The organism is Mangrovicella endophytica, assembly GCF_002893625.1.
GTDB lineage: Bacteria > Pseudomonadota > Alphaproteobacteria > Rhizobiales > Rhizobiaceae > Mangrovicella > Mangrovicella endophytica.
The window spans coordinates 25,717-35,844 of record NZ_PKMZ01000016.1 but is presented as its reverse complement, the minus strand read 5'-3'; the positions used below and the strand labels follow the sequence as shown (position 1 = coordinate 35,844).

Below are 10,128 nucleotides of genomic sequence, written 5' to 3'. Positions count from 1 at the left end.
CATAGGTCTGGAAGCTGCCGTCGGCGTTCCGGTACTTGGCCAGGATGTCGTTGACGGTCTTGAAGTTGGCGTCGATCTTTTCCGACAGGGTCTTGTCGGAGCGCTCGGTGAGCGGACGCAGCAGCTCGACGATCTTCTGGGCCCCTTCGATATTAGCCTGGAAGTCCCAGAGGTCGGTATGGCTGTAGCGGTCTTCCTCGCCGCTGATCTTGCTGGCCGCGACTTCCTCGATGAGAACGGCGGCGCCGCCGATCATCGCCTTCGCCGGAATGGTGAGACCCTTGATGCGCGCCTCGAGGTCGACGGTGTCGGCCTTGAGCTTTTCGGCAAAGGGCGCGGCGCCTTCGGTCGTGTTCTTGGCAAAGAGCAGGTATTCGAGGCGATGGAAGCCGGTGAAGTCCTCGCTCTCCTCGGCCTTCTCGTGGTCGTCGGCGCGTGAATCGATGGAGGCGTCGAGATCGCTGAAGAGCTCGGCGACAGGCTCGATCCGTTCATAGGAGACGCGGCTCGGGGCATAGAGCGACTTCGCCTTGTCCAGGTCGCCGGCCTTTACGGCATCGGCGAACTCAGCCGCCGCGCCGACGAGGCTGCGGGTCTCGCCGATGACGTAAATCTTGTACTCGGCCATCGGTCCGATCAGGTCGACCAGGGTCGGCGCCGCCGGAGCGGCATCGGCACCGGCGGTCACCGTCAGCGTACCGCGCGGATTGCTGAGGAGGCCGCAGGTGATGGCATACTTGCCGGGATGCAACCGGGTGCGCAGCGTCTGAACGAAGCCGGGCGCGATGTTCTCGCGCTCGTCGACCACCATGACGCCGTCGAGGATCTCCCACTCGACCGCCCGCTGGCTCTTGTTGATTATGGCGAAACTCGCCTCCCCGGAGGGCACGGTCAGGTCGTTCGGCTCGCAGGCCTTCGCCGTGATCGCGACCTGGATCGCCTCGCTGCCACCATCCGCCGCCGTGCCGGCCTGCCTTGTTCCCTGCGTACCGCTGCGATCGCCGGCGACATAGACGATCGCGACGGCGCCGATGACGATGACGATGCTGGCGGCGATGAACGCACCAAGCCAGCGGAGAGCGTTGCGGGACATCGATCGCTCCTCAGGCTCGCGAACGCGCGTCGGACGCCTGCAGGTCAAGTCCGGCGGCAGCCGCGCTCGACGGTGCTGACCGATGTCCGGTGAAGAACAGGATCAGCATCGGCACGAGGAAGAGGAGATAGGCGAGGGCCTCACCCACCGTCGGTCGATCATTGTAGCCGAGGAGGCCGGCAAGCACCGCGCCAAGAGCGCTATCGGTCGGCAGCACATGGCTGAGATCGAAGACGACGCCCTGCAGCCCGTTCCAGAGGCCGGCCTCGTGAAGCGATCCGACGGCGCCTGCGAGCAGCCCCGCGGCGACAAAGAGAATGAAGACGCCGGTCCAGCGGAAGAAGCGGCGCAGGTTGAGCCGCAGGCCGCCGAGATAGATGGCGATGCCGACGGCGATCGCCAGCACCAAGCCCGCCACGGCACCGACCGGCGCCGCCAGGCCGACGTCCTGCTGGAAGGTGGCGAGCAGAAAGAAGACCGACTCCAGCCCTTCGCGCGCCACGGCAAAGAACGCCATGCCGACGAGCGCCACGCCGGCCGCCTTGTGCGACAGCGCTTCCTCGATCGATCCCTGCAGCTCGCTCTTCATCGAGCGCGCCTGCTTGCGCATCCAGAACACCATGGAGGTCAGGAAGACGACGGCAATGAGTCCAACGACCGCCTCGAAGAGCTCCTGCTGCTTCTGCGGGAACTCGGCGCTCAGTGCATTGAGGACGAAGCCGGTGGCGAGGGAGAGAACGACGGCGAGGCCGACACCGGTCCACACCGCCGGCATCCACGAGCGCCGGCCGGTCTTGGCAAGATAGCTGGCGATGATCCCGACGATCAGCGCCGCCTCGATCCCTTCGCGAAGCATGATGAGGAATGGGACGAGCATGGCAGGCTCTTGCAGCAGCGATCAGTATCGAATGGCGCCGTCTTATCGCAGCCGACTGGGCGGCGCAAACAGGTTGCAGGTCGAGGCTAGTTTAGAATGATTTGAAAGTGCAGAGATGAACGTAAAAAAGAAATATAATCCGCCCAGGCGCCGTCTATCAGGCGCTAGAAGATCGACTATGACCATGATAGCGGCGCGGTTCCTGTAAGAAATTCGTCCGGTATGTAGATAGGCGAGGATATAAACGGTTATTCTATGAATACTCTCGGGGAACTGCATCCCAAGGCGCGTTCTGACGAAAATCTAACCCTCGCCGGCAACTTTTCATATCGGTAATGCCGATTGACGGCTGTCGTGGCGTTGTCCGCCTTGTCGACGCCCGCAGCGTGGTCCAGACCGCCCGGACGCGGGCCTCCGGTCTGGTCTCGGCTGTTGACGCTTTCGAGCGTGTCATCGATCCGCCGGCAGACGGACGGCCGGAATAAGATCGGCCGGATGACGGTTGCGGGTTTGCCTCGGCGGCAGCCGCCTTTATGGATGACGCCGGGCCGGTGAGCCCATGCGCGCTGATGATCGTCATTGCGATCCGAGCCACGCACCAACGTCCCCATGTCCTGGCCTGCCATGCTGAAGCGCTTCTTTTCCTATTACGAACCCTATCGCAGCCTGTTTCTGGTCGACTTCTCCTGCGCGGTCCTGTCGGGGCTGCTGGAACTCGGCTTCCCCATGGCGGTGAAGCTGTTCGTCGACGACCTCCTGCCGAGCCGCGACTGGGCCGTGATCCTCATCGCATCGGCCGCGCTCCTTTTCGTCTACTGCGTCAATGCGGGGCTGATGGTCGTGGTCACCTATTGGGGCCACATGCTCGGGATCAACATTGAGACCGACATGCGGCGCAAGGCCTTCGCTCACCTGCAGAAGCTCTCCTTCAGCTATTTCGACGAGCGCAAGACGGGCCATCTCGTCGCCCGCATCACCAAGGATCTGGAGGAGGTCGGCGAGGTCGCCCATCACGGGCCGGAAGACCTCTTCATCGCCGTGATGACCTTCATCGGCGCCTTCATCCTCATGTTTGTCGTCAATGTCGAGCTGGCGCTGATCACGGCTGCGATCGTCCCGGCCACGGCTTATCTGACGACGCGCTACGGCAGCCGCATGACGGCGGCCTGGCATGCGATCTACGGCCGCGTCGGCGATTTCAACGCCCGCATCGAGGAGAATGTCGGCGGCATCCGGGTGGTGAAGGCCTTCGCCAATGAGAGCCACGAGGAGGGTCTCTTCGCCGTCAGCAACCAACGCTATCGCGAGACCAAGCTGCAGGCCTACAAGATCATCGCGGCCAACACGTCGCTCAACTATCTTTCCATGCGCCTGACGCAGATGGTGGTGATGATCGCCGGCACCTGGTTCGTGATGGACGGATCGCTGTCATATGGCGGCTTCGTCGGCTTCCTGCTCCTCGTCGGCGTCTTCTTCCGCCCGGTCGAGAAGATCACCGCCGTGCTGGAGACCTACCCGAAGGGGATCGCCGGCTTCCGCCGCTATTGCGACCTGATCGACACCGAGCCGGATATCCAGGATGCGCCGGACGCGGTTCCCGCGCCGCCGCTCGCAGGCCGTATCAGCTATCGCAACGTAAGCTTTGCCTATCGCAGCGGCGCGTCGGTGCTCTCTCATGTCAGCTTCGACGTCGCGCCGGGCGAGACGGTCGCCTTCGTTGGCCCCTCCGGTGCCGGCAAGACGACGATCTGCTCGCTGCTGCCCCGCTTCTACGACGTGACGGGTGGCTCGATCACCGTCGACGGCATCGACATCCGCACGATGACGATGGAGTCGCTGCGCAGCCAGATCGGCATCGTCCAGCAGGACGTCTTCCTGTTCGGCGGCAGTGTGCGCGACAACATCGCCTATGGCCGGCTGGACGCGACCGACGAGGAGATTGCCGAAGCGGCACGCCGCGCCCGGCTCGACGACGTCATCGCGCGACTGCCCCAGGGCATGGACACGATCGTCGGCGAACGCGGCGTCAAGCTGTCCGGCGGGCAGAAGCAGCGTCTGTCGATTGCCCGCATGTTCCTGAAGAACCCGGCCATCCTGATCCTCGACGAGGCGACCTCGGCCCTCGACAGCGAGACCGAGCGCGCCATCCAGCAGTCACTGACCGAACTGTCGCGCGGCCGCACCACGCTGATCATCGCCCATCGCCTCGCCACCATCCGCCACGCCGACCGCATCATCGTGGTCGACCGGTCGGGGATCGTGGAGCAGGGCAGCCACCGCGAGCTGATGCAGGCGGGCGGTGCCTATCGCCGGCTGCAGGAGGCGCAGGCCAGCCGGACGTCGGAGCCGGATCTCGACACGGCGATAGCGGTCAGCGGGCTATAACCGAACTCATCCGGCCCACCGTACAGCGGGCGCAGTCAGTCAAAGAATGGCGCTGAGCAGCGTCGAGAACAGGCCGATCAGGGCGTGCAAGCCCGCACCGCGCGTGGCTGAGGTGCCCTGCACGAAGAGCCGGACGATCGTGCGCCGGAAGCCCGTGCGCACCGAGACGCTGGTGCCGACCGTTTCGATATCATCGGACAGGAACGGCGCGCCGCTGGCAAAGCTGTCGAGGAAGTCCTGCGCGTGCCGGCTCACCGGCGGAAGACCGGGCAGCAGCGTGTCATGAACGGAGTCCTCGATGCCGCCGGACGGATCGTCGCAACGATCGGTCATGGCTTTGTATCGCAATCGGCAATGCGCATGTCGTACGGCATTCCGCTACGCGGTCCATCGAGGTCACAGCCGGAAAATGGCCTGAGACTTCAATACCCTGAATCGCGGCGGAAGAATTTTGATTCTGGAATCGTCGTAAATTTTAAGTACCGCAGAGAGCATTCGGCCCGCCCGCCGTTAACGGACGGCGACACGGGACATGATGCTTGCCGCCGCGCTGGTCGGTCGGACCTGTGAAGCGCGATCCTCGCTTCGACATCTTAAGGAAATCTGACCGGCACCAGCCTCCTGGGTGGAATGGAGCACTCGTGCGGCGTTCAGCAACCGTTTACCAAGGCTGAGCGAGATTGCGCCTCCCGACTCGACCTAAGGAGAAACCATGAGCGACACGGCCGGCATCGCGGGCGGTCAGATCCGCGCCTTCGTGGAACGCATCGAGCAGATCGAGAGCGAGATCCAGGAGCTGAACGAGGGCAAGAAGGAGGTCTTCGCTGAGGCCAAGGGCGAAGGCTTCGACGTCAAGATCATCAAGGAAATCATCAAGCTGCGAAAGCAGGACCAGGACGAGCGCGACGAGCACGACACGCTGCTCGACCTCTATATGCGCGCCATGGAAGAAGCACCGGTCGCCAAGGCGGCCTGATCGGGACTGGATGCCGGGGCTTGTTCGACACGGGCCTCGCTCTAGCCCGTGAACCCAAGGCCGGCGAGGGCCTCTTCGGCGGCGCGAAACCCGCTCTCCCAAGCGCCATGGGCTGTCGAGAAGGCGGTTCGATGCGTCGCTTCTCCGGCGAAGTAGAGCCGCCCGCCGACCGGTTCGGCAAGCCGCTGCCGGTCCTCGGTATGACCAGGCAGGGCATGCGAATAGGAACCGAGCGCGTGGACGTCGCGGCCCCAGGCCGTCTCGCCGAGCGGCTTGAGCGAGGCCGCCAGCTCGCTGCCGAACAGCGCCTCGAGCTCGGCCATAGCGAACTCGGCAATGGCGCCTTCGCCCGCGGCTTCCAACGTTCGCGCATGGCGGCCGCCGACGAACACGCCGATATAGTTCTGGCCGGCGGGGCGCAGATGATAGCTTGCCGTGTCCGTTCGGTCGGGTCGGCCGAAGACATGTCCGTTCGCCGGCAGTAGCGCCGGCCGATCGACGGCGAGAAAGGCCTTGTTGGCAAGGCCGAGCGGCAGGCCGGCTGCAGCCGCGACCTTCTCCGGCAGGGCCGGTGAGAAGCGGATGCGCTCCTCGGCAAGGTGCGGAGTCGGCACGGCGACGATGGCCGTCCGCGCCTCGAGGGCGCCACGGGTCGTCACAAGGCGCACCGAGGCGCCGCCATGCTCCACGCGGCTCACGGCGCAGTCCAGCATCACCTCGGCCCTGGAGCCAAGCGCGGCAATGGCGGTGCCGTAGCCTTCGCGTACCCGCCAGTTCACGCCGCTGTCGCGATAGGCGCCGTAGTCGTGCACCGACACGCGATCATATTCGACGCCATTGTAGTAGCTGCTGACGGCATCGATCAGCCTGTTCCAGCGGTTGCCGGGCTCCAGAAAGTCGGCAGCCGCCTGGTCCGGCTGCAAGCGGGCGGCTTCCAGGCGCGCATCGAATGCTTCGAAGGCGTTTGAGAACTCGTCCTGCTCGGCTTCGGAAAAATGCCGGTTGCCGCTCTGCCGGCCCCAGGCGGGCCGGGTGCGATCGATGCTGAAGCCGGCCTCTTCGATCGGCCGGACCAGCAGATTCTCGTCGGCCGAGTGCAGCCACTCGCAGCCCTGATCGAGCGCAAACCCGCCCATCGAAGTCGTATGCGCCCGGCCGCCAATCCGCGACCGCGCTTCGAGGACCACTACCTTCAGCGGTGTCCTGGCGAGGCGGACCGCCGCGGCGAGGCCAGCGGCACCGGCGCCGATGATGGCAACATCGTAGGGAACGGACATGGGTCGTGCGGCTGCAGGGAGGGAGAACGGCGGTCGGACGAGCCAAACGGGCGAATGGCGGAAAGGCTCCGGCCACAAGCCGCAATCAAGGGCGCTCTCTCGTTCTGTCCGCCCGGCAGGATGCGGCCCTAGGTCGCGATGACGTAGAGCCAGAAGGAGATGGTGAGAGCCGACAGGACGGTCGAGACCGTCAGGGCCGCAGAGGCAACGCCGACGCCGACCTTCTCCCGTGTGGCCATGAGATAGGCGTTGACGCCGGACGGGCAGCTCGCGAACAGGACGCAGACGGCCGACCACACCGGCGGCATGGTGAAGACGTGCCTGGCGAGAACATAGACGGCGGCCGGATGGACGATCAGCTTCAGGACGCTGATCACCAGAGCTGGCTTCAGTTCCTTGCCGATGCCGTAGCGCGCCAGCTCCAGTCCCATGCCGATCAGCGCGCAGGGCGCGGCAGAGGCGGCGATGGATTCGATGATCTTGTCGCCGGGTCCCACCGTATCGAGCCCGGCGACGCGTAGCACGAGGCCCGTATAGATGCCGATCAGGATGGGGTGGGTCCCCATCATCCGGATGATGCGCCGGCCGGCGTGGCGCAGGCCGTCACCCCCGGTGCCCTCGAAGAGCAGGGTCGCGACCACTGTCGTCACCGGCAGATGAACTGTGAGGAGAAGCGCCAGCGGCGTTGCCGCCTCCGGTCCGACAGCCTGGAGGATCAACGGGATGCCGACCAGTGCCGTGTTGGCGTGACCGGTGGCGAAGCCGAAGATCACGGCCTCCCGATGGCTGCGCCTGAAGATACGGCGGGCGATGACCTGCACGATCGACCAGACGAAGAGGGCGCCGCCGAAATAGGCTAACCAGTAGCCCCAGGGCTGCGTCTCCGGCACATGCGAGTGCATGATCGTGCGCATCAAGAGGCACGGCACGGCGAGGAGATACACATAGCGCGCCAGACCGTCGCCGACGCTTCCATCGAGAAGGCCGAAGCGAGCGGCGACATAGCCGATCAGCAGGAGGCCGAAGGTCGGCGTGATAACGGAGAGGACGTAGAGCACGGCGGGATCTGACTGCGAGAAACGGCGCGGGCGGCCGATGCGCTAGTCGCGCGGCTGCGCGAGCCAGAAAAACTTCGTTTGCCTTACGACGTGCACGTCGATGGCGAAAGCCCCGGAGGGAGATTGTCCCGCCCGATGATCCGCATGGATGGCAGGTAGGATCGATCGGCGCCCGCATCCCCGCCTTCACATGACGGGCGCCTAAAGCGGCGTCGGCGGGCAGTCGCCTTGTCGGGCCGCTTCCGCTAGAGAGGCTCGCGCTGTTCACCCGCCTTCGCTAGGCCGGATCGAGCGGCCTCATGCAAGACCCGGAGCCGACCCATCATGCTGACCATCACCCGCATCGACATTGCCGACGCCCGGCTCCTGATCGAAGGCGCCCGTCGCAAATCCGTGGAGATCGGCGTGCCGATGTGCATCGCCATCACCGACGAGTCCGGCCAGTTGGTCGCTTTCGAGCGCATGGATGGCGGCAAGGTGACGAGCACGACCATCGCGATCGACAAGGCCTTCACCGCGGCCGGCGCCAAGCGCGCCACCCACGACTATGGCACGGCGTCGCAGCCAGGTTCGCCGGCTTATGGCATCAACTCCGCGATCGGCGGCCGGCTGATGGTGGTGGCCGGCGGCCTGCCGATCATCGTCGACGGCGAGGTGGTCGGCGGCATCGGCCTCAGCTCCGGCACGCCGGATCAGGACCGGACCTGCGCCCAGGCCGGCATCGACTATTTTCTGGCCAGCTTGCAGCGCTGATCGGGCTGCTGCCGGCTTATCCGCGGCTTGACGGTGCCGCCCACACCGGGTGGCGATGCCGCCGTCGGGCTCCTAACTAAGCGGATGCCGCGGGACGATAAGGCCGCGACAGCGTCTGCCTGATGCGCTATCCCGTACGCCGTCTCACTGCATCGCCATCGGCACGCGCCGCCGCGGCTGCCGTCAGCTCGCCGGCTGCCCTCCGAATTCGACGTTCATGCCGCTTCTACGAAGGACCATGACCATGCCCAGCTACCGCAACACGCAGCTCTTCATTGACGGACAGTGGCGCGATGCCAGCGATGGCCGCACCATCGAGGTGACAGATCCCGCCACCGACGAGGTGATCGGCGAAATCGCCCACGCTTCCCGCGAAGATCTCGATGCAGCGCTGGCCGCGGCCGAGAAGGGGTTTCGGACCTGGCGCTCGACCTCACCTTTCGACCGCTCGAAGGTCATGCGGCGCGCGGCCGACCTCCTGCGTGAGCGGGTCGAGGACATCGCCTATCTGATGACGCGCGAGCAGGGTAAGCCGCTGGCGCAGTCGAAGACCGAGATCCTCGGCGCGGCCGACACGATCGACTGGTTCGCAGAGGAAGCGCGCCGCACCTACGGTCAGATCATCCCGGCCCGCACCGTGGGCGTCGCGCAGCTTGCCATCAAGGTTCCGGTCGGCCCGGTCGCCGCCTTCACGCCCTGGAACTTCCCGATCAACCAGATCGTGCGCAAGCTCTCGGCGGCGCTTGCCACCGGCTGCTCGATCATCGTCAAGGCCCCGGAGGAGACGCCGGCCTCGCCGGCCGAGCTGATCCGCGCCTTCGCCGATGCCGGCGTGCCGGCTGGCGTGATCAACCTCGTCTTCGGCGTGCCGGCCGAGGTTTCGGAGTACCTGATCCCGCATCCGGTGATCCGCAAGATCTCCTTCACCGGCTCGACCCCGATCGGCAAGCAGCTCGCAGCGCTGGCCGGTCAGCACATGAAGCGCGCCACGATGGAGCTCGGCGGCCATGCGCCGGTACTGATCTTCGACGATGCCGATCTCGACAAGGCGATCGAGATCACCGCCATGTCGAAGTTCCGCAATGCCGGTCAGGTCTGCGTCGCGCCGACGCGTTTCCTAGTGCAGGACAGCGTCGCCGACCGCTTCACCGAAGGCTTCGTCAAGGCGGCACAGGCGATCAAGGTCGGCAACGGCCTCGAAGAGTCGAGCCAGATGGGTCCGCTCGCCAACGAGCGTCGCATTCCGGCGATCCAGTCGATGATCGCCGACGCCGTCTCCAACGGCGGCGAGCTGCGCACCGGCGGCGCACGCATTGGCAACAAGGGCCAGTTCTTCGAACCGACGGTGCTCGCCAACGTGCCGACTTCCGCCAAGGTGATGAACGACGAGCCGTTCGGCCCGCTCGCCATCATCAACCGCTTCTCGCACTACGACGACGCCATCGAGGAGGCGAACCGCCTGCCGTTCGGCCTCGCCTCCTACGCCTTCACCGGCTCGGTGCGCACCGCCGCCGCGCTCGGCCGTGACGTCGAGGCCGGCATGCTGACGATCAACCACAACGGTCTTGCTCTGCCGGAAGTGCCGTTCGGCGGCATCAAGGATTCCGGTTACGGAACCGAGGGCGGCTCGGAGGCGGTCGAGGCCTATCTCGAGACGCGCTTCGTCAGCCAGATGAGCTGATCTTCAAGGCAGAACCCTGCATGACGTG

At 65.5% G+C, this 10,128-nt stretch carries 9 protein-coding genes; 4 read left to right on the top strand and 5 right to left on the bottom strand.

Annotated elements, in window-relative coordinates; all coding sequences use genetic code 11:
- The coding region (gene efeO, locus C0R46_RS19905; protein ID WP_102961421.1) for an iron uptake system protein EfeO at positions 1–1,093 on the bottom strand (1,093 nt) is incomplete at its 3' end.
- A gap of 10 nt (positions 1,094–1,103) precedes the next feature.
- Positions 1,104–1,970 carry an iron uptake transporter permease EfeU gene (efeU, locus tag C0R46_RS19900; RefSeq protein ID WP_102961420.1) on the bottom strand — a complete coding sequence of 289 codons (867 nt, stop codon included), beginning with the start codon at positions 1,968–1,970 and terminating at the stop codon, positions 1,104–1,106.
- A 624-nt stretch (positions 1,971–2,594) separates the two neighbouring features.
- On the opposite strand from efeU, the gene C0R46_RS19895 reads away from it, so the two are divergent.
- Positions 2,595–4,355: an ABC transporter ATP-binding protein gene (locus C0R46_RS19895; RefSeq protein WP_102961427.1), complete on the top strand. Its 1,761-nt coding sequence runs from the start codon at positions 2,595–2,597 to the stop codon at positions 4,353–4,355.
- A gap of 39 nt (positions 4,356–4,394) precedes the next feature.
- On the opposite strand, the gene C0R46_RS19890 is transcribed toward C0R46_RS19895, so the two are convergent.
- The gene (locus C0R46_RS19890; RefSeq protein ID WP_102961419.1) at positions 4,395–4,688 is read right to left on the bottom strand and encodes a hypothetical protein; all 294 of its coding nucleotides are present in this window, start codon (positions 4,686–4,688) and stop codon (positions 4,395–4,397) included.
- 379 nt (positions 4,689–5,067) lie between these two features.
- On the opposite strand from C0R46_RS19890, the gene C0R46_RS19885 reads away from it, so the two are divergent.
- Entirely contained in the window at positions 5,068–5,331 is a 264-nt protein-coding gene (locus C0R46_RS19885; RefSeq protein WP_102961418.1) for a DUF2312 domain-containing protein, read from the top strand.
- A 41-nt stretch (positions 5,332–5,372) separates the two neighbouring features.
- On the opposite strand, the gene C0R46_RS19880 is transcribed toward C0R46_RS19885, so the two are convergent.
- Both C0R46_RS19880 and C0R46_RS19875 read right to left on the bottom strand, forming a co-directional pair.
- A complete protein-coding gene (locus tag C0R46_RS19880; RefSeq protein WP_102961417.1) occupies positions 5,373–6,608 on the bottom strand; it encodes a flavin monoamine oxidase family protein in 1,236 nt (411 codons plus the stop codon).
- A gap of 128 nt (positions 6,609–6,736) precedes the next feature.
- Entirely contained in the window at positions 6,737–7,666 is a 930-nt protein-coding gene (locus C0R46_RS19875) for an AEC family transporter (RefSeq protein ID WP_102961416.1), read from the bottom strand.
- A gap of 324 nt (positions 7,667–7,990) precedes the next feature.
- Between C0R46_RS19875 and C0R46_RS19870 the strand changes: the two genes are divergently transcribed.
- A complete protein-coding gene (locus C0R46_RS19870) occupies positions 7,991–8,419 on the top strand; it encodes a GlcG/HbpS family heme-binding protein (protein ID WP_102961415.1) in 429 nt (142 codons plus the stop codon).
- A 244-nt stretch (positions 8,420–8,663) separates the two neighbouring features.
- Positions 8,664–10,100 carry an NAD-dependent succinate-semialdehyde dehydrogenase gene (locus C0R46_RS19865; RefSeq protein WP_102961414.1) on the top strand — a complete coding sequence of 479 codons (1,437 nt, stop codon included), beginning with the start codon at positions 8,664–8,666 and terminating at the stop codon, positions 10,098–10,100.
- The last annotated feature ends 28 nt before the right edge of the window (positions 10,101–10,128 follow it).

What these genes read in the sequence shown, in the direction of transcription:
- efeU (WP_102961420.1), bottom strand. Translation starts at nt 1,970, where the DNA reads ATGCTCGTCCCATTCCTCATCATGCTTCGCGAAGGGATCGAGGCGGCG.
- C0R46_RS19895 (WP_102961427.1), top strand. Translation starts at nt 2,595, where the DNA reads ATGCTGAAGCGCTTCTTTTCCTATTACGAACCCTATCGCAGCCTGTTT.
- C0R46_RS19890 (WP_102961419.1), bottom strand. Translation starts at nt 4,688, where the DNA reads ATGACCGATCGTTGCGACGATCCGTCCGGCGGCATCGAGGACTCCGTT.
- C0R46_RS19885 (WP_102961418.1), top strand. Translation starts at nt 5,068, where the DNA reads ATGAGCGACACGGCCGGCATCGCGGGCGGTCAGATCCGCGCCTTCGTG.
- C0R46_RS19880 (WP_102961417.1), bottom strand. Translation starts at nt 6,608, where the DNA reads ATGTCCGTTCCCTACGATGTTGCCATCATCGGCGCCGGTGCCGCTGGC.
- C0R46_RS19870 (WP_102961415.1), top strand. Translation starts at nt 7,991, where the DNA reads ATGCTGACCATCACCCGCATCGACATTGCCGACGCCCGGCTCCTGATC.
- C0R46_RS19865 (WP_102961414.1), top strand. Translation starts at nt 8,664, where the DNA reads ATGCCCAGCTACCGCAACACGCAGCTCTTCATTGACGGACAGTGGCGC.